The sequence below is a fragment of the Streptomyces tropicalis genome (genome assembly GCF_029269835.1).
Taxonomy (GTDB): Bacteria; Actinomycetota; Actinomycetes; order Streptomycetales; family Streptomycetaceae; genus Streptomyces; species Streptomyces tropicalis.
Window position 1 is genome coordinate 194,772 of the sequence record NZ_JARJBB010000010.1, and the last position, 17,942, is coordinate 212,713.

Here is a 17,942-nt window from a genome sequence, read left to right on the forward strand (position 1 = left end):
TCCCCGGCCGCCCGTCCTGCCGGGGGCCGCCGGGCCGCCGGGGACCGCGGTCCCGGGCGGGTGCCGCCCGTCCTACTGCGTCACCGTGAAATTCCGCAGGATCGCCGCCGTCAGATCCGGGTCGCCCTCCGTCTTCACCCGGTCCGCCACCGCCTCCGGCGTGGTGCGGCCGCAGGCCAGCCGGACGTACGTCTCCCAGTCGAGGGTGAAGGCGGCCGCCGGGCCCAGCGCCGGCGCGGTCTCCAGGCTGCCGCGGCCCTGGATGTCCACCCGGACCGTGCGCAGGAACTCGACCGGGCCGTGCACGTCGAAGACGATCGCCGAGCTGCGCGGGGCGTCGGCCCTGCCGGCGACCACGTCCGGAAGCGCGGCGAGCAGGTGGTCGCGGGCGACCAGCGCGCCCGGCGCGTCCAGGTTCCCGGGACGGCCCAGCGCCGTGCGCAGGTCCTGCTCGTGCACCCAGATGTCGAACGCGCGGTACCGCATGGCCTCTTCGAGGGTGAGCTCGGCGCCGAGCGGCCCGCGGATCCTGGTCCCCGGGTCACGGGACTCGTTGCGCAGCTGCCGGTTGCGCCGGATGACCGTGTACTCCAGCTCGGACGTCATCTCCGGCGCCGTGTGGTGGCGGCGGACGTCGACCTGCATCTCCACGTAGCGCTGGTGCTCGTTGGCGACGTGGAACAGGTCGCGGGGCAGCGAGTGGATGGGGCGCGGGTCGCCGAGCATCTCGCAGTCCATGCCGATGACGTGCGAGACGATGTCGCGGACCGACCAGCCCGGGCACGGCGTCCGCCGGTTCCACTCGGGCTCCGCGAGTGGCTGCACCAGCTCGGATATCGCGTCGACGGAGTGGGTCCAGGCGTCGGCGTAGGGCTGGAGGGTGGGATGCAGACTCACGGGAACGGGACCCCTCGGCGGTCGGTACACGGGCAGGTGGTGGTGGCGTTGCCAGTGGGAGGTGGCTGCTGTCGGCGGGTGTCTAAAACGCTAAGTTACGCTGCTGCGAGGCACCCCGGCAGTGCTTTCGTGTGACGATCGTAGGCCCGTGGGAACGACTCGAATGCCAGGACGGTGGTAGTGTGCGCGCCTCCCTGATCCAGATCGCCGTAGACAAGGGCGAATCGGTCGAAGTGCGGCGGCTGCGCGTGGCCGCGCTGGTCCGGGAGCAGGCCGGGGCCGACCTCGTCGTGCTGCCGGAGCTGTGGACGACCGGTGCCTTCGCCTTCGAGTCCTTCGGGCAGGCGGCCGAGCCGCTCGACGGGCCCACCCGCGAGGCCATGGCCAAGGCGGCGGCCGACGCGGGCGTGTGGCTGCACGCGGGCTCGATCCCGGAGCGCGACCCCGACGGCACGCTGTACAACACCTCCCTCCTGCTCGATCCGTCCGGCGGGCTCGCCGCCGTCTACCGCAAGATCCACCGCTTCGGCTTCGACCGCGGCGAGGCCGTGATGATGGGCGCGGGCGGCGACCTGGTGACGGCCCGGGTGCCGTGGACGACCCTGGGCCTGGCCACCTGCTACGACCTCCGCTTCCCCGAACTCTTCCGCGGACTCGTCGACGCCGGCGCCGAGACCCTCGTGATCCCGGCCGGCTGGCCCGAGCGGCGCCGCGCCCACTGGACCCTGCTGGCCCGCGCCCGTGCCGTGGAGAACCAGGCGTTCGTCCTCGCCTGCGGAACGGCCGGGACCCACGCGGGGGTTCCGCAGGCCGGTCACTCGATCGTGGTCGACCCCTGGGGCGAGGTCCTGGCCGAGGCGGGCCCCGGCGAGGAGGTCCTCACGGTGGACCTCGATCCGGCCCGCGTCGCGGAGACCCGCGAGCAGTTCCCGGCCCTGAAGGACCGGGTGCTGGGGCTGGAGCCGCCGCGCCGCTGAGCCCCCCGGGCCCCTGTCCCCCGTCCCGGGGTCATCCGGTCAGACGCCGGGTCAGCTCCTCCAGGCGCGCGCGGGCTTCGGGGTCGTACGCCTGCTCGTGGGCGCGTGCCTCGGTGAAGCGGTCGAAGTAGCGGCCCGTGGTGGTGGCGAGTTCCGGGTCGAGGAGCAGGCGCACCGTGGGCCGGACGCCCTCCCCGGTGCCGGTGACGGGGGTGAAGCCGTACGCCCGGACGCCGGGGGTGTCCATCAGGTGGGCCGGGTGGAGGGCGTTCACGGTGACGCCGGTGCCCCGCAGCTCGTCGGCGAGGTCGAAGGTCGCCATGATCATGGCCAGCTTGCTCCGGCAGTAGGCACGCAGGCCCTCGTAGTCGTGCTCCAGCATGACGTCGTCGAAGTCCACGGCCTCCTGCCCCATCGAGGCGACGTTGACGACCCGGGCGGGCGCCGAGGCGGTGAGCAGGGGCAGCAGGCCGCGGGTGAGGGCGTACGGCGCGAGGTGGTTCACGGCGAAGCGGAGTTCGTGGCCCTGGCGGCTCACCTCCCGCTTCAGCGGTTCGGCGCCGCCGCCCGCCACCGCGTTGTTGACCAGGCCGTCCAGCCGCGGCTCCGCCGCCCGGATCCGGTCCGCCATCGCGTGCACCTGGTCCAGGTCGGACAGGTCGGCGAGGTAGGTGCGGACCTCGGTGCCGGGGGCGGCGCAGGCCCGGGCCTCGGCGGCCACGGCCTCCAGACGGGCGCGGTCCCGGCCGTGCAGGAGGACCGTGCCGCCGCGCGGGGCCAGGTCGAGGGCGAGCGCACGGCCCATGCCCTGGGTGGCGCCGGTGATCAGGGTGCTGCGAGGGGTCATGCCGGCCACTGTGGCACCGGCCGGCCGGGGGTGGGGAGGTACGGCCGGGCCTGGTGTCGCCACCACCGGCCTCCGGCCGGGCCCGGCGGACGGGCCCGCGGCACCGGACTCCCGTCGCCCGCCGGTCCTCCGGGCGACGACAGGAGTCCGGCGGCACGGCCTAGTCCTCGTCCCGCTCCTTCTCCGCCAGGTGGATGACGCACACCGCGACCGCGATCAGCAGCGCGGGGTCCGCGTCCTCGCGGACGACGTCGACGCCGTAGGTCTCCACCACGCTCAGCCAGCGGCGTGAGATCACCGCCAGCAGTTCGCCGTCGTACTCCACGGCGAACTCGCGGTCCAGGATCTTGCCGCTGACGTCCAGCTCGGTGCCGTCGACCAGGGTCACCCGGTAGTGGTTGCGCAGCAGCGACAGCCGCTTGCGCCGGATCTTCGCCAGAACCTCCCCGGCCCGCTCGATCACCATGGTGTCGCGCAGGGCGAACATCTTCTGGTGGATGTCGATCAGGATCCGGCCGTGGGTGTCCTTCAGCTCGAAGGTGTCCCGCAGCCGCATCGCCTTGCCGTCGACGAGGAAGACCTTGTTGCCCTGCTCGTCCTCGATCCAGTAGTCGTCACCGATGCCGAGGATCCGGTCGCGTACGAGGAATCTCATGCCTTCACCGCTTCCCCGGCGACCGGCAGGAAACGCCGGAGGTAGGCCGGGGGACTGAGACCGCCGGGAGCGTGCGGCCGCCGCGCGCCCCGTCGGGGCCGGGTGGCACCCTTGATCCATGAGCGACAAGTCCCCCGCGCCCGCCCCCCGCCGAGCCCGTGTCCGTGCTCCCGAGCTGATCGGCGAGGGCGGCTGGCTGAACACGGGTGGCAGGAATCTGACGCTCGCGGATCTGCGAGGCAAGTGCGTTGTCGTCGATTTCTGGACCTTCTGCTGCATCAACTGCCTGCACGTCCTCGACGAGCTGCGGGAGCTGGAGGAGAAGCACCGGGACACGGTGGTGGTCGTCGGGGTGCACTCGCCGAAGTTCGCGCACGAGGCGGAGCACCGGGCGGTGGTGGACGCCGTGGAGCGCTACGGCGTGGAGCACCCCGTGCTGGACGATCCGGAGCTCGCCACCTGGAAGCAGTACGCGGTGCGCGCGTGGCCGACGCTGGTGGTGATCGATCCGGAGGGGTACGTCGTCGCCCAGCACGCCGGTGAGGGGCATGCGCACGCCATCGAGCGGCTGGTGGAGGAGCTGGAGTCCGAGCACGCGGCGAAGGGCACCCTGGCGCGCGGTGACGGGCCGTACGTCCCGCCGGAGCCGGAGCCGACGGTGCTGCGCTTCCCCGGCAAGGCGCTGGGACTGCCGGGCGGGCACTTCCTGGTGAGCGACACGACCCGGCACCAGCTGGTGGAGCTGGCGGAGGACGGGGAGACGGTCGTCCGGCGGATCGGCTCGGGGGCGCGCGGGTTCGCCGACGGAGACGCGGCGGGCGCGACGTTCAGCGAGCCGCAGGGGCTGGCGCTGCTCGACGACGGGTCCGTGGCCGTCGCCGACACCGTGAACCACGCGCTGCGCCGCTTCGACCCGGCCTCGGGCGAGGTCACGACGCTCGCCGGGACCGGGCGGCAGTGGTGGCAGGGGTCCCCGACGGCAGGGCCGGCCCGCGAGGTCGACCTGTCCTCGCCGTGGGACGTGGCCTGGTGGCGGGGCCGGGTGTGGATCGCCATGGCGGGCGTGCACCAGCTGTGGGCGTACGACCCGGCCGACGGGACCGTCTCCGTCACGGCCGGCACGACGAACGAAGGGCTCGTGGACGGGCCGGGCGAACAAGCGTGGTTCGCGCAGCCGTCCGGTCTCGCGGCGACGGGGGACCGGCTGTGGATCGCCGACTCCGAGACGTCGGCGCTGCGCTGGGTGGAGCCGGACGGTTCCGTGCACACCGCGGTCGGCACCGGCCTGTTCGACTTCGGGCACCGGGACGGTGCGGCCGGTCAGGCCCTGCTCCAGCATCCGCTGGGCGTGACGGCGCTGCCGGACGGGTCGGTCGCGGTCAGCGACACGTACAACCACGCCCTGCGCCGCTACGACCCGGCGACCGGCGAGGTGACGACCCTGGCCACCGATCTGCGTGAGCCCAGTGACGCGGTGACGGCCGGGGACGACATCGTGGTGGTGGAGTCGGCGCGGCACCGGCTGACGCGGCTGCGGCTGCCCGAGGAGGCGGTCCGGGTCGCGTCGGTGGCGCACCGCACGCAGCGGGCGGCCACCGAGGTCGCGCCGGGCACGCTGCGCCTGGACGTGATCTTCCAGGCGCCGGCGGGCCAGAAGCTGGACACCCGGTACGGGCCGTCCACCCGGCTGCTCGTCTCCTCGACGCCGCCCGGGCTGCTGCTGGGCGGAGCGGGCGCGGGCACCGATCTGTCGCGGGCGCTGGAACTCGATCCGGCCGTGTCCGAGGGCGTCCTGCACGTCTCGGCGATGGCCGCCTCGTGCGACGACGACCCGGCCAACGAGTACCCGGCCTGCCATGTGCACCAGCAGGACTGGGGTGTCCCGGTCCGGCTGTCCGGGTCCGGTGCGAACCGGCTGCCGCTGGTGCTGGCGGGCATGGACGCCTGACCGCGCGGCCGCCCGGCCGGGGGTGCCGGGGACCGGGCACCGGGTGAGTGACTCCGGTGCCCGGGCTGCGGGGCCCGGCGGCGCTGCGGGTGTCGGTCAGACGCCGTAGCCGTCGGTGTAGCCGTCGCGGGGGTGGTGGCGCTCCTCCTCCACGACCGTCGCCGGCGGCACCATCACGCGGCGGCGCCGGGCGATGCTGCTGAACGTCGCGACGCCGATCAGACCGACGATCATGAAGATGATGCCGACCAGGTCGAGATTGACGCCCTGCATGTGCCAGTCGGTCGCGAACGTGAGAATGGCTCCCAGGGCGATGAGGATGATGCAGCCGCCGAGGCCCATGAGTGTCGCCTCCCTGTCCGGTGTCGGGTCCGGTGGTTCCGGTCTGTTCCGGTCCCTTCCGGTGAACTCCGGGTACCCGCACTTCCGGTGGGCATGCGGCTGCGACCGCTTGTGGACCCCGGCGGTCCGCCCTCAGTCCTCCAGGAACGCCACCAGCGCGTTGGCCAGCAGGAACGGGTCGTTCGCGGCGCACAGTTCGCGGGCGCTGTGCATCGACAGGATCGCCACGCCGATGTCGACGGTGCGGATGCCGTGCCGGGCCGCGGTGATCGGGCCGATGGTGGTGCCGCACGGCATGGAGTTGTTGGAGACGAAGGACTGGAAGGGAACGCCGGCCTTCTCGCAGGCGGCCGCCCAGACGGCGCGGCCCGAACCGTCGGTGGCGTAGCGGTTGTTGACGTTGACCTTGAGGATGGGTCCGCCGCCGGCCCGCGGGTGGTGCGTGGGGTCGTGCCGCTCCGCGTAGTTGGGGTGGACGGCGTGGCCGGTGTCGGAGGACAGGCAGACGGTCCCGGCGAAGGCGCGGGCCCGGTCCTCGTACGATCCGCCGCGCGCGAACACGGAGCGCTCCAGCACGTTTCCGAGCAGGGGCCCGTCCGCACCGGTGTCGGACTGGGAGCCGTTCTCCTCGTGGTCGAAGGCGGCCAGCACCGGGATGGAGGTCGGGGCCTGCCCGGAGGTCGCGGCGGCGGCGAGGGCCGCGGTGCCGGCGTGCACGGAGAGCAGGTTGTCCATGCGCGGCCCGGCGAGCAGTTCGCGGTCGCGGCCGAGGTAGGCGGGCGGCTCGACCGAGTGCACCATGAGGTCCCAGCCGGCCACCTCGCCGGCGGGGAGGCCGGCCTCCTCCTCCAGGAAGGAGATGAGGTCGCCCTCGTCGACGTCGCTTCCGAGTCCCCACACGGGCTGGAGGTGCCGCTGCTTGTCGAGCTTGAGGCCCTCGGAGGACACCGAGCGGTCGAGGTGGATGGCCAGTTGCGGGACGCGCAGCAGCGGCCGGTCGACGTCGACCAGCCGGGTCGAGCCGTCGCGCAGGGTCAGCCGGCCGGCCAGGCCCAGGTCGCGGTCGAGCCAGGAGTTCATCAGCGGCCCGCCGTAGATCTCCACGGCGACCTGGCGCCAGCCGTGCGCGCCGAGGTCGGGCTGCGGCTTCACGCGCAGGGTGGGGGAGTCGGTGTGTGCGCCGACGATCCGGAAGGGCGTGTGCGGGGCTGCGCCCTCGGGCACGTACCAGGCCACGATCGCTCCGCCGCGCAGCACGTACTTGCCGCCGGCGGTGCCGTCCCAGGCGTCCGTCTCGGCGACCTGGCGGAAGCCGGCCTTCTCCAGCCGCTCGGCGGCGTTCGCCACGGCGTGGTACGGCGACGGGCTCGCCGCCAGGAAGGACATGAGGTCGTCGGTGTGGCCGCGGTCGAAGCACTGGCTTGCACTCATGGGTTCACCTTAACGACGGGCGAGGGCCCGCTCCCGGTGATCGGGAACGGGCCCTCGTGGAGGCGGTGTGGAGTTTCCGGGGGTCCCGGGGGGTCGTCCGCGCCCGCCGTCCGGATTGTTCCGGGGGCGGGGGCGGGCGGCCTTGGGAAAGGTTTTAGAAGGCGGCCTCGTCCAGCTCCATCAGGTCGAGGTCGACCGTCTCGGAGATCGTGCGGGCGAGGGTCACGCCCGGCAGGACGTTGGCCGCGAAGAACTTCGCCGCCGCGATCTTGCCGGTGTAGAAGGCCTTGTCCCGGCTGGAGGCGGTCTGGAGCTTCTCGGCGGCGATCGCCGCGCCGCGCAGCAGCAGGTAGCCGACGATCACGTCGCCGGAGGCCAGCAGCAGGCGGGTGGTGTTCAGGCCCACCTTGTAGATGTTCTTGACGTCCTGCTCGGTGGCCGCGAGGTCGGTCAGCATCAGGCCGACGATGGCCTCCAGCTCGACGGCCGCCTTGGCGAGGTGCTCGCGGGCGCCGGCCAGCTCCTCGCCGCCGGTGCCGAGCGCCAGGAACTTCTTGATGTCCTCGGCGAGCGAGTTCAGCGCGGCGCCCTGGTTGCGGACGATCTTCCGGAAGAAGTAGTCCTGGCCCTGGATGGCGGTGGTGCCCTCGTACAGGGTGTCGATCTTGGCGTCGCGGATGTACTGCTCGATCGGGTATTCCTGCAGGAAGCCGGAGCCGCCGAAGGTCTGCAGCGACTGGGCGAGCTGCTCGTAGCCCTTCTCGGAGCCGTAGCCCTTGACGATGGGCAGGAGCAGGTCGTTCAGCGCGTGCTCGGTGGAGGCGTCCTCGCCGTTCGCCTCCTTGACCGCGATGGTGTCCTGCACGGACGCGGTCTGGAGGACCAGGGCGCGCATGCCCTCGGCGTACGCCTTCTGCGTCATGAGCGAGCGGCGCACGTCGGGGTGGTGGGTGATGGTGACCTTGGGGGCGGTCTTGTCCATGAAGTTCGCCAGGTCGGGACCCTGGACGCGCTCCTTGGCGTACTCCAGCGCGTTGAGGTAGCCGGTGGAGAGGGTGGAGATCGCCTTCGTGCCGACCATCATGCGGGCGAACTCGATGATGCGGAACATCTGGCGGATGCCGTCGTGCTTGTCGCCGATCAGCCAGCCCTTGGCCGGGTGGCGGTCGCCGAAGGTCATCTCGCAGGTGTTGGAGGCCTTCAGGCCCATCTTGTGCTCGACGTTGGTGGCGTAGGCGCCGTTGCGCTCGCCCAGCTCGCCGGTCTCCCAGTCGAACAGGTACTTCGGCACGAGGAAGAGGGACAGGCCCTTGGTGCCGGGGCCGGCGCCCTCGGGGCGGGCGAGGACGTAGTGGAGGATGTTCTCCTCCATGTCGTGCTCACCGGAGGTGATGAAGCGCTTCACGCCCTCGATGTGCCAGGAGCCGTCCTCCTGCTGGACCGCCTTGGTGCGGCCGGCGCCGACGTCCGAGCCCGCGTCGGGCTCGGTGAGGACCATGGTCGAGCCCCAGGTCTTCTCGACGGCGATCGAGGCGAGCTTCTTCTGCTCCTCGGTGCCCTCCTCGAAGAGGATGCGGGCGAACGCCGGGCCGGAGGAGTACATCCACACGGCCGGGTTCGCGCCGAGGACCAGCTCCGCGTACGCCCAGATCAGGGAGGGGGGAGCGGTGGTGCCGCCGATCTCCTCCGGCAGGCCGAGGCGCCAGTACTCCGAGTCCATGAAGGCCTGGTAGCTCTTCCTGAACGACGCCGGGACCGGTGCGGTGTTCGTCTCCGGGTCGAAGACCGGCGGGTTGCGGTCGGCGTCGGCGAAGGACTCCGCCAGCTCGTTCTCCGCGAGGCGGGTCAGCTCCTCGAGGATGCTCTTGGCGGTCTCGGTGTCCATCTCCCCGAACGGGCCGGTGCCGTACAGCTTGTCGCGGCCGAGGACCTCGAAGAGGTTGAACTCGATGTCGCGGAGATTGGACTTGTAGTGCCCCATGGTGACGGCTCCGTTAGCGCTCGGCGAGGCACTGTCTCCTCGCACCTAGTTCACGTACCAACAAGTAGCTACGATGATGCTACCCGTCGGTAATAAGAAGCAACCCCGAGCGGTGCATCTGTGACTCAGTACGCTTGCGGGCATGTACGGCTACGACCAGAACGCGGGCGCTCAGCAGGGGTACGTCCCGCCGCAGCAGCAGATGCCCGGGGGTGCCGGCGGATACGGGCAGCAGGCGCCCCTGTACCCGGAGCCGTCCCCGCCGTCGCTGGTCGACGCGGTGCGCGCCTTCACCACGGGCCAGATGCCCGCCGAGGACTTCCAGCAGACCTTCGCCACCTCCAAGGTGTACTGCCCGCGCGGCGACACCCCGGGGTTCCTGGCGCTGCACAACACCCAGCAGCCGGTGATCCCGATGTTCACCTCGCTGAAGGAGCTGCGCCGCTACGCCGGCAAGGAGTCCAAGTACTTCGTGATCACCGGCTCCGAGGTGATCGACCTGCTCCCCACCGGCTACGGCTTCGTGCTGGACATGGAGGGGGAGCACCGGATGGTCTTCGACGCGAAGGCGGTCGAACAGATGGTTGAATTCGCGATGCGCCGCATGTACGGCTAGACGTCATTGCTGCGCAGACGGCTGACCGCACCCTGCCGCCGGGCGGTGCCCGGTGCGAGCGAGCCCGGAGGGAATGCCCTCCGGGCTTTCGTGTGTTCTGGGTGGCAAGAAGTTCAATGCTCAACTAAAGTGGACGCACAAGGAGGTACTGACCATGCCTGCAGTGACCGTCGAGAACCCGTTGACGCTGCCCCGCGTGACCGCCCCGGCCGACGCCGTGGCCCGCCCCGTGCTCACCGTGACGACCGCGCCGAGCGGGTTCGAGGGCGAGGGGTTCCCGGTGCGCCGGGCCTTCGCCGGGATCAACTACCGCCACCTCGACCCGTTCATCATGATGGACCAGATGGGCGAGGTGGACTACGCGCCCGGCGAGCCCAAGGGCACCCCCTGGCACCCGCACCGCGGCTTCGAGACCGTCACCTACATCATCGACGGCGTCTTCGACCACCAGGACAGCAACGGCGGGGGCGGCACGATCACCAACGGCGACACCCAGTGGATGACGGCCGGGGCCGGCCTGCTCCACATCGAGGCGCCGCCGGAGTCCCTGGTCGTGTCCGGCGGGCTCTTCCACGGCCTCCAGCTCTGGGTGAACCTGCCGGCCAGGGACAAGATGATGCCGCCGCGCTACCAGGACATCCGCGGCGGCAGCGTGCAGCTGCTCACCTCCGCCGACGGGGGCGCGCTGCTGCGCGTCATCGCGGGCGACCTGGACGGCCACGCCGGCCCCGGCGTCACCCACACCCCGATCGCCATGGTCCACGCGACGCTCGCCCCGGGTGCCGAGATCACCCTTCCGTGGCGCGAGGACTTCAACGGGCTGGCATACGTGCTCGCGGGCCGCGGTTCCGTGGGCGCCGAGCGCCGCCCGGTGCGGCTCGGCCAGACCGCCGTCTTCGGCGAGGGCTCCTCGCTGACCGTCCGCGCGGACGAGCAGCAGGACTCCCACACCCCGGATCTGGAGGTCGTCCTCCTCGGCGGCCGGCCGATCCGCGAACCGATGGCGCACTACGGCCCGTTCGTCATGAACACCCGCGACGAGCTCCAGCAGGCCTTCGAGGACTTCCAGAAGGGCCGTCTGGGCACGATCCCGGCCGTGCACGGGATGACGGAGAGCGGCATCCGGTGACGACACGGCACTGATCCGGGGTGGGCCCCCGTCCGGTGACGGACGGGGGCCCACCCCCGTTCGTGCGTCCGGGTGCCGAGGGAGTGTCCGGACGCCGGTGGCTCATGTGGTGGACGGGAGCAACGGGGCGGGTCCCGTGTGCGTCCTTACCGGTGCCTCTGATCAAGGGGACCGTACCAACCACCGCGTGAGACAAGGGACTTCTTTCATGATGATGACCTCTGCCAGGCGCCTGGCGCAGGCCGCCGTGGTGGCCGCTGCCGCTCTCGGGCTGGCCGCGTGCGGTACCTCGTCGCGCTCGTACAACGTCTCCGGGGCTCCCGGCGGCGACGCGCCCGCCTGCACGAGTGTGACGAAGAAGGCGCCGCAGAAGGTGGCGGGCCACGACCGCACCGACTCGGACCAGAAGGGCACGGCGGTCTGGGGGGACGGCGACGTGATCCTGCGGTGCGGGAACATCTCCGAGCCGAGCGCGAAGAAGTCGTGCTTCACGGCCGGCGGGGTGCCCTGGCTGGTCAACGAGGAGAAGACCAAGGGCAAGGTGAAGACGGTGGTGTCCTACGGGTACAGCCCGGCGGTGGACATCACGGTCTCCGAGCGGGTCTCCGACAAGGACGCGGTCCTCCGCCGGCTGGCCCCCGCGCTCGGTGGCCTTTCCCACGACAAGGGCCGGACGTGCTGAACGGGGCGTAGGGCCTCTCACCCGGCAGGACCGAAAGGCCGGTCGGGCCCTCCCGGAGCCGGGCGGATTTCCTCCGAGAATTCCTCGGAGGAAATCCGCCCGGCTTTTTTTGCCGAAGTGCCCTCCGGTGCCATGCCCGGGAGGGCGACGCCCGAAGGTGCGATTGCGCGGGGTGTGCGATTGTGGTCCGTTGTCCGAATTGACGCAGGATATTCCGGGTTTCCGAGGTGAAATCATCCGTGTGAGCCAGGTCACGTGCCCTCGGAGGCTTTTTCGAGTTGTGCCGCCGTCGACGGGTGGCGTAGAAACCGTGGCGTGTTCGCGGCGGGTTCCTTCGGTGGAGGCCGTCACGGGCAGAAAAGGAAAAGCGATTTCCGCTTTCACAACGGGGAGGAATTTCATGCGCAAGACCCTGTCGCGTCTGGCCTCCGGCGGCGCCGCTGCGGCTGCCGCCGGTGCGCTGCTGCTCGCGGCCGCGCCCGCCCACGCCACCAGCGCCTCCAACAGCTGGGGCATCCCGGGCGGCCACAAGATGCAGGTCAACGCCTGGCACTGCGGCTCCTACTTCAGCGCCTGCGACTGGAAGGCGTCGACCAAGCTCTACAAGGGCAAGGGCCACGACAAGGCCCAGTGGGTGCAGAACCGCGCCATTCTGGCGGCCCACGGCGTCAGCGTGTCCATCAAGATCTCCAAGAACCCCGAGGCGACGCTGAAGATGACCAGCAAGTCTCAGGGTGAGGTCCGCTGGAAGAACTACGGCCACAACAAGTGGATCTCGGACACCTACGGCCAGATGAAGCCCAGCAAGCTGACCGTCTACGTCTCCACCAAGTCGTGCGGTTCGGCGCAGATCTCCAGCCGGATCAAGTTCACCGAGAAGTGCGTCACCGCCGGCGCCTCCTGACCGGCTGCTGAGCAGCGCTTCAGCTGAACTCCGTGGCCCCCGCCCCCGTGGGGGGGGCCACGCCACATCACGGGGGAAACGAGCATGTCCGACAGCAAGGGCAGGAAGCCGGCCGGGGCGTGGCGGGCCGTGGGCGCCTGGGCCTGCGCCCTGGTGCTGGCCTCCGGCTGCACCGCGCACGAGGGCCGGGGCGCCCCGCGCGACCCCGCCGCCTTCGGGACCCTGGTCAGCCAGGCCAACGGTCTCTACTACCACCCGTTCCTGCGCGAGGAGCCCGGCAGCACCGAGGCCCAGTCCTACGCGCTGCGCACCCTCGCCGAGACCGGCGGCGCCGGCCGGATCACCGCAGCGCCGCAGCGGGCCGCCGCCCTGCGCGCGGACGCGCTCAAGGCCTCCGCACTGTGGGGCCGCTACTGGCTGGTCCCGCTGCGTGACGCGGGCCTCGCCGGGGTGCTCGGCCGGCCGGACGCGGCCCGGGTCGAGAAGCTGCGCACGCCGGGCGGCTGGTACGAGGACCCCGCGGTCGGCGGCGGCGACGGTGCCCGGCTGAGCGCCACCTGGGCCGCCCTGGAGGTCCGGTCGGCGACCGGAACCCTGAAGGAGCTGCCCGGGGACCACCGGCGGGCCACCGTCCGCTGGCTCACGGCCCGGGCACGCCCGGGGACGTCGCTGGACCGGGCCGCCGCGCTCGCCCGCTGCCTGCACCTGCTCGGCACACCCGTGCCGTCCGCGCTCAGCGCGCTGCCCGCCCCGGACGCCTCCGGCTTCGCCCGCAGCTCCGGCGGGGCACGCGCCCAACTCCTGGACGACACCTACGACTACGTGCTGGTGCAGCAGTCGGCGGGCCGGACCCCGCGGGTCGACCGCGCCGTGTGGCAGCAGGTGCTCGCCCACGACGCCGGCAGCCTCGACTACGACCAGCTCTACGGCGTCGTCCACGTCCTGCGCGCCACCGGCAGCCCCGCCGGCGCCTTCGGCGCGGTCAGACGGCGCCTGGAGCAGGCCCGGCTGGAGGACGGCACGGTGCGCGACCCGTCCGCCTACCTCGGCACGACGGACGCCTCGCTCTTCGTGCAGCAGCTGGTGAAACTCGGCGGCCGGGACACCCGGGACCCGCGGCTGCTGGCCGCCGCCGAGCGGCAGGCCCGGGCGGCCGACGGGCCCCGCGACGGCGCCTCCCTGCTGGGCCTGGCCGCGCTGCGGCATTCCGCCGGCGGCCCGGTCACCCCGCAGGAGGCCGCCCTGTGCACCGACCCGCGCACCGTCCCGGCCGTGGTGAACGGCGACAACGCCCCCGACTGGGCCCGGATGGCCGAGGTCTGCGCACAGGCCGGGACGCCGGTGCCGCCGCCGCGGATCACCCGCTGGAGCGTCGGCACCCTGGAGGACGCGCAGGCCGCCGCCCTCCTGGTGACCGGCCTGCACACCGCCGGGCACGCGGAGAACGTCCCGGCCTGGCTGACGGCGGGCGTGCTGCGCCCGTGGGCCGAGCAGCCCGGCGCGCAGGCCAGCGTCTACGACCAGGCCGTGATCGTACGGGCGTGGATGCTGCTCGGCGGCAGGCCGAGCGGGCCGCTGGTGGAGCGGCTGGCCCGGACGTTCGCCGCGCACCGGGGCTGCCCGGGACTGCCCGGGCTGTACCGGCCCGACGGGGAACCGGGGTGCGACCTGAAGACCAGTGTGGCCGTGCGGGAGCTGGACCGGGACCTGCACGGACGGCTCGGTGCCCGGTGATGGCCGGGCACCGTGGAGAACGGAAAGTGAGCGAGACCGCGTTGAACACGCTGCTGGCGGCGCACGCGGTGAGCACGTCCTACACGCTGCGCGGCAGGAGGGTCGACGTCCTCACCGACGTCGACCTGGCCGTCGCGCCGGACTGCGTCACCGCGCTCGTCGGACACTCGGGATCCGGCAAGTCGACCCTCCTGCACGTCCTGGGACTGCTGACCGCGCCCGACTCCGGGCGGGTGGAGCTGGAAGGCCGCGACACCACGGGGCTGTCGGACGACGCGCTGGCCGATCTGCGCCGGCGCCGCATCGGCTTCGTCTTCCAGTCCTTCAACCTGCTGCCCCAGCACACCGCGCTGACCAACGTGGCGCTGGCCTACGCCGGCCGGCGCCGCGCGGGCGAGGCGCGGGCGCGCGCCCTGCTGGAGCGGGTGGGGCTGGGCGACCGGTGCGAGCACCGCCCCGGCGAGCTGTCGGGCGGCGAGCAGCAGCGGGTGGCGCTGGCCCGGGCGCTGGTCAACGAGCCGCCGCTGCTGCTGGCGGACGAGCCGACGGGCAACCTGGACGCCGGGAGCGAGGCCGTGCTGCTGGAGCTGTTCCGGGAGCTGGCCGACGAGGGGCACGGGGTCCTGGTGGTCACCCACGACCAGGCCGTCGCCGACGCCGCCGACGTCGTGCACCGGCTGGACGGCGGCCGCCCGGCCGTCGCGGACCGGGGCCGGTCGCGGGCCGGCTCGCGCGGGAGGGGCCGCTCGTGAACGTGTTCCGTCTGGCACTGCTGAACGTGCTGGCGCTGCGCCGCCGCCTGGTCGGCCTGGTCGTCCTGGTGGCGGTCGCGGGGGCCGTGTGCCTGAGCGCCCTGGGGATCGCCGCCCGAGCCGAGGGCTCGACCACGAGCCAGGTCGGGGAGTCGGTCGGGAACCGGTCGGTGACGGTGGACTCGCCGCAGGACCGCCCGGACCTGGCCCAGCTGACCCGGGGGGCGGAGGCGCGGATGGCGCGGATCCCCCACGTCCGGTCGGTGCAGCACCGCCTCCAGGTGTCCATGCCGGTCCGCGACAACCCCGAGGGCGCCGACCTGCTGTACGCGACGACCGTGCGCGCGGCGCTCGCGCCCCCGGTGGTCAGGGCCGTGCGCAAGAACCTGTTCCCGCTGCGCAAGGGGGAGGTCGTCTTCCCGGCCTCCACCCACGGGGTGGACCTCGGCGCGATGGTGGGCAGGACGGTGACCGTCGACGCGCACCGGTTCGTGCGCCCGGGCGTCGGGGACACCGTCAGCGACCGGGTGCGGGTGGTGGGCACCTACGACCCGAGCTGGCAGATCGAGGGACCCGACGCCGCCTACGCGGACGACGCGAGCGTGGTGAGGTGGGCGGCCGCGGCCGCCGGGAAGAGCCCCGCCGAGTACCTGCGCACCTCGGGCTGGGACCAGCTGACGCTGGTCGCCGACAGCTCCGCCCATGTGCCGGGGGTGCTCGGGGCGGTGCAGCGGATGGACTATCCGGCCGTCACCCTGCAACAGCAGCTCCGGGCCCTGCCGGGCGTGCTGGAGCTGGTGAAGGTGACCGGGAGGGTGCTGCTCGGCGTGCTCGGGCTGCTGGCGTTCACCGGTGCCGTCACGGTCACCGGCGCGCTGGCCCGCCAGCGCGCCCAGGAGGTCGGCATCCTCAAGGCCGTCGGGTACCGGTCGCGCACGGTGCTCGGGCTGCTGGTGGCCGAGATGGCCGTGGCGGGCGCGGCCGCCGCCCTCCTCGGGGTGGTGCTGGCGGTCGGCGTCACGGCGGCCGCGGCGGCCGGGCTGCGCGGCGTCGGCGACGTGGCCCCGTACGTGCCCGACGCCGTGCCGCTGCCCCCGCTCCCGGCCGTGGCACTGCTCGCGCTGCTGACCGTGGCCGTCGTCGGGGCCGGCGCCGTGCTGCCCGCCCGCCGCGCCGCCCGCATGTCCCCCACCGACGCCATGAAGGACTGGTGACCCCGATGAAGTTCCGCTCCGCCGCCTGCGCGGCGCTCGCCGTCTGCTCCGTCGCCCTGACCGGCTGCTCCGGGTCGGACGGGGTGAGCCTCGGGCACGACTGGAAGGGATCGGAGACGTTCGTGACGGCGAACGTGTCCGGGCACACGGTGGTGGTCGGCATCGACCCGGCCGCGCGCCACGCCCAGTCGCTCGCCGTGGTGCCGTCGGAGGACGGCGACGACGACGTACTCGCCCCGCAGCTCGTGCAGTTCGCGGACGGACGGTGGATGCTCACCACCCCGCGCAAGGGGAACCGTCCGGACCGCTTCTTCGAGGTGGACCCCGCGGCGGGGAGGCTGGAGGAGAAGGCGCACGGCACCGACCGGCTCCGGCAGCTCGCGCCCGGCAGCCGGCTCGTGGCCGCGGTGTACGGGGTCTCGAGCGGCGGGGGCGGCGCGCAGACCGCGACGGCCGGCGGGGACTCGACCAGCGTGCTGGTGCACGACGCGGCCACCTGGCGGACGGTGCGGGAGGCCAGGGCGCCCGGCGCCGTGGCGCTGGCCGCCTCCGACCCGGGCTCCGACACGCTGTGCGTGACCTCGGGGGAGGGCGCGGACGCGAGGGCGAGCGTCGTCGACCTGGGCACCGGCAGGGTGACGGCCGCCGGGACGGCGGGCGGGGTGCAGGTGCAGCAACTGGCCTGCCCCGGCGGGAAGCCGGTCCTGGTCGGCACCCCCGCCGCGCCGGGGCGGACGGCCCGCGCGACGCTCACCCGCCGGCGGGCGGGGGCGGCCACGGTGGTGACCGTGGACGGCGGCCGGGTCGACGCCGCCGAGGCGTCCGGGAATACCCTCGTGGCGGCCGTCAACACCGGCGACGACACCGATCTCGTCGCTTACGACACCGCCGCGGGACGGGAGGTGCACCGGGTGCACATCAGGGGCATGGACAACTCCCTGCTGCTGCGGCACACGCGCTCGGGGTGGCTGCTGGTGTCCGACGACACGGCCACGGTCGTGGACCTGGACCGGGGCACCGCGCGGACCTTCGGCCTGCCGGGCACGCTCACCAGCTTCTGACGGCGCATGGCACCTTCGGGCAGGGCCCCACTCACCACGATCGCCCCGCCGGCCTGGTCTTTCGTCGCGGTCGGGGCCGATCCGGAGCCGTGGGGTCCGGTGGGACGGGCGAAGACGCCCGAATGCATTGATACCGTGCCGTACAGGTACGGGGCGAGGGCCCGCCGGCCCGGGCGGTGACGAACTCCGCCGGGGAGCGGCGCAGTTGGCCCGTCGCGTACCGCCGTCGTACGGGGCGGGCCGGACCTGCGGGAGCAGGGTGCCGGACCCCGGGGCGAGTCGCCCGCCCCCGTACGCACCACACCGACGTCATGTCAGGAGAGGAACCCATGCTGGGAACGGTGTCTCACTCCGCTGGAGCGACCGGGTACAGGGGCGGTCTGCGTGCGGCCGCCGCCACGGCCGCGGCCGGTGCGCTGCTGGCCCTCGTCCCGGCCGCGGCCGCGCAGGCGGATCCGGGGCCGGCCGCCGCGTCGCGGCCCTGTGCGAGCGGGTGGATGTGCATGTGGGACCAGCCGCACTACACGCACCGCAAGTACTGGGACCAGATGCGGCCCATCGGGACGCGGGAGAAGTGCGGCAACGAGGGCTGGTGGCCGCGCTGGAGCGACGACCTGCAGCGCTCGGCGTGGAACCGCACCTCGAAGACGTGGTACGGCCTCGACCGGCGCAACAGGGCGAAGGTGACCGTGAAGAAGGGCGCCAAGGTGCCGTCCATCGGCGTCTACAAGTCGGTCACCCACTGGTGCTGGAAGTAGCCGCGTCACGGCCT

17 protein-coding genes are annotated in these 17,942 nt (G+C 72.9%); 11 read left to right on the plus strand and 6 right to left on the minus strand.

Annotated features, from left to right (window positions below):
• Positions 1-72: 72 nt before the first annotated feature.
• A complete protein-coding gene (locus tag P3H78_RS20790) occupies positions 73-897 on the minus strand; it encodes a maleylpyruvate isomerase family mycothiol-dependent enzyme (RefSeq protein WP_276110568.1) in 825 nt (274 codons plus the stop codon).
• Positions 898-1,079: 182 nt separating this feature from the next.
• On the opposite strand from P3H78_RS20790, the gene P3H78_RS20795 reads away from it, so the two are divergent.
• On the plus strand, positions 1,080-1,874 hold the full coding sequence (locus P3H78_RS20795) for a carbon-nitrogen family hydrolase (RefSeq protein ID WP_276110569.1): 795 nt from the start codon (positions 1,080-1,082) through the stop codon (positions 1,872-1,874).
• A gap of 31 nt (positions 1,875-1,905) precedes the next feature.
• On the opposite strand, the gene P3H78_RS20800 is transcribed toward P3H78_RS20795, so the two are convergent.
• The gene (locus P3H78_RS20800) at positions 1,906-2,721 is read right to left on the minus strand and encodes an SDR family NAD(P)-dependent oxidoreductase (protein ID WP_276110570.1); all 816 of its coding nucleotides are present in this window, start codon (positions 2,719-2,721) and stop codon (positions 1,906-1,908) included.
• A gap of 160 nt (positions 2,722-2,881) precedes the next feature.
• Positions 2,882-3,376, minus strand: coding sequence for an LURP-one-related/scramblase family protein (locus P3H78_RS20805; RefSeq protein WP_276110571.1), 495 nt, complete (start codon positions 3,374-3,376; stop codon positions 2,882-2,884).
• A gap of 118 nt (positions 3,377-3,494) precedes the next feature.
• On the opposite strand from P3H78_RS20805, the gene P3H78_RS20810 reads away from it, so the two are divergent.
• On the plus strand, positions 3,495-5,324 hold the full coding sequence (locus tag P3H78_RS20810; protein WP_276110572.1) for an NHL domain-containing thioredoxin family protein: 1,830 nt from the start codon (positions 3,495-3,497) through the stop codon (positions 5,322-5,324).
• A gap of 96 nt (positions 5,325-5,420) precedes the next feature.
• On the opposite strand, the gene P3H78_RS20815 is transcribed toward P3H78_RS20810, so the two are convergent.
• From P3H78_RS20815 to P3H78_RS20825, 3 genes are all read right to left on the minus strand, one after another.
• Complete coding sequence (locus P3H78_RS20815; protein ID WP_276110573.1) at positions 5,421-5,666, minus strand: DUF6458 family protein; 246 nt, start codon at positions 5,664-5,666, stop codon at positions 5,421-5,423.
• Positions 5,667-5,798: 132 nt separating this feature from the next.
• A complete protein-coding gene (locus P3H78_RS20820; RefSeq protein ID WP_276110574.1) occupies positions 5,799-7,097 on the minus strand; it encodes a M18 family aminopeptidase in 1,299 nt (432 codons plus the stop codon).
• 154 nt (positions 7,098-7,251) lie between these two features.
• Positions 7,252-9,078, minus strand: coding sequence for an acyl-CoA dehydrogenase (locus tag P3H78_RS20825; protein WP_276110575.1), 1,827 nt, complete (start codon positions 9,076-9,078; stop codon positions 7,252-7,254).
• 142 nt (positions 9,079-9,220) lie between these two features.
• Here P3H78_RS20825 and P3H78_RS20830 point away from each other — a divergent pair, with 142 nt between their 5' ends.
• From P3H78_RS20830 to P3H78_RS20870, 9 genes are all read left to right on the plus strand, one after another.
• Positions 9,221-9,694: an SseB family protein gene (locus P3H78_RS20830; protein ID WP_276110576.1), complete on the plus strand. Its 474-nt coding sequence runs from the start codon at positions 9,221-9,223 to the stop codon at positions 9,692-9,694.
• Between the two features lie 154 nt (positions 9,695-9,848).
• Positions 9,849-10,823 (plus strand): pirin family protein, encoded by a 975-nt coding sequence (locus tag P3H78_RS20835; protein WP_276110577.1) that lies wholly within the window; start codon positions 9,849-9,851, stop codon positions 10,821-10,823.
• Between the two features lie 208 nt (positions 10,824-11,031).
• Positions 11,032-11,505: a DUF3515 family protein gene (locus P3H78_RS20840; protein WP_276110579.1), complete on the plus strand. Its 474-nt coding sequence runs from the start codon at positions 11,032-11,034 to the stop codon at positions 11,503-11,505.
• Positions 11,506-11,905: 400 nt separating this feature from the next.
• The gene (locus P3H78_RS20845) at positions 11,906-12,409 is read left to right on the plus strand and encodes a hypothetical protein (RefSeq protein WP_276110580.1); all 504 of its coding nucleotides are present in this window, start codon (positions 11,906-11,908) and stop codon (positions 12,407-12,409) included.
• An 84-nt stretch (positions 12,410-12,493) separates the two neighbouring features.
• Positions 12,494-14,143 (plus strand): hypothetical protein, encoded by a 1,650-nt coding sequence (locus tag P3H78_RS20850; protein WP_276110581.1) that lies wholly within the window; start codon positions 12,494-12,496, stop codon positions 14,141-14,143.
• 41 nt (positions 14,144-14,184) lie between these two features.
• Positions 14,185-14,895, plus strand: coding sequence for an ABC transporter ATP-binding protein (locus tag P3H78_RS20855; protein WP_276110621.1), 711 nt, complete (start codon positions 14,185-14,187; stop codon positions 14,893-14,895).
• Complete coding sequence (locus tag P3H78_RS20860) at positions 14,892-16,109, plus strand: FtsX-like permease family protein (RefSeq protein ID WP_276110582.1); 1,218 nt, start codon at positions 14,892-14,894, stop codon at positions 16,107-16,109. Before P3H78_RS20855 ends, P3H78_RS20860 begins: the two co-directional genes overlap by 4 nt.
• Before the next feature lie 5 nt (positions 16,110-16,114).
• A complete protein-coding gene (locus P3H78_RS20865; protein ID WP_276110583.1) occupies positions 16,115-17,170 on the plus strand; it encodes a hypothetical protein in 1,056 nt (351 codons plus the stop codon).
• Positions 17,171-17,511: 341 nt separating this feature from the next.
• Positions 17,512-17,928 carry a hypothetical protein gene (locus tag P3H78_RS20870; RefSeq protein ID WP_276110584.1) on the plus strand — a complete coding sequence of 139 codons (417 nt, stop codon included), beginning with the start codon at positions 17,512-17,514 and terminating at the stop codon, positions 17,926-17,928.
• Positions 17,929-17,942: the final 14 nt, after the last annotated feature.

What these genes read in the sequence shown, in the direction of transcription:
- P3H78_RS20800 (WP_276110570.1), bottom strand. Translation starts at nt 2,721, where the DNA reads ATGACCCCTCGCAGCACCCTGATCACCGGCGCCACCCAGGGCATGGGC.
- P3H78_RS20805 (WP_276110571.1), bottom strand. Translation starts at nt 3,376, where the DNA reads ATGAGATTCCTCGTACGCGACCGGATCCTCGGCATCGGTGACGACTAC.
- P3H78_RS20810 (WP_276110572.1), top strand. Translation starts at nt 3,495, where the DNA reads ATGAGCGACAAGTCCCCCGCGCCCGCCCCCCGCCGAGCCCGTGTCCGT.
- P3H78_RS20815 (WP_276110573.1), bottom strand. Translation starts at nt 5,666, where the DNA reads ATGGGCCTCGGCGGCTGCATCATCCTCATCGCCCTGGGAGCCATTCTC.
- P3H78_RS20820 (WP_276110574.1), bottom strand. Translation starts at nt 7,097, where the DNA reads ATGAGTGCAAGCCAGTGCTTCGACCGCGGCCACACCGACGACCTCATG.
- P3H78_RS20825 (WP_276110575.1), bottom strand. Translation starts at nt 9,078, where the DNA reads ATGGGGCACTACAAGTCCAATCTCCGCGACATCGAGTTCAACCTCTTC.
- P3H78_RS20830 (WP_276110576.1), top strand. Translation starts at nt 9,221, where the DNA reads ATGTACGGCTACGACCAGAACGCGGGCGCTCAGCAGGGGTACGTCCCG.
- P3H78_RS20835 (WP_276110577.1), top strand. Translation starts at nt 9,849, where the DNA reads ATGCCTGCAGTGACCGTCGAGAACCCGTTGACGCTGCCCCGCGTGACC.
- P3H78_RS20840 (WP_276110579.1), top strand. Translation starts at nt 11,032, where the DNA reads ATGATGATGACCTCTGCCAGGCGCCTGGCGCAGGCCGCCGTGGTGGCC.
- P3H78_RS20845 (WP_276110580.1), top strand. Translation starts at nt 11,906, where the DNA reads ATGCGCAAGACCCTGTCGCGTCTGGCCTCCGGCGGCGCCGCTGCGGCT.
- P3H78_RS20850 (WP_276110581.1), top strand. Translation starts at nt 12,494, where the DNA reads ATGTCCGACAGCAAGGGCAGGAAGCCGGCCGGGGCGTGGCGGGCCGTG.
- P3H78_RS20865 (WP_276110583.1), top strand. Translation starts at nt 16,115, where the DNA reads ATGAAGTTCCGCTCCGCCGCCTGCGCGGCGCTCGCCGTCTGCTCCGTC.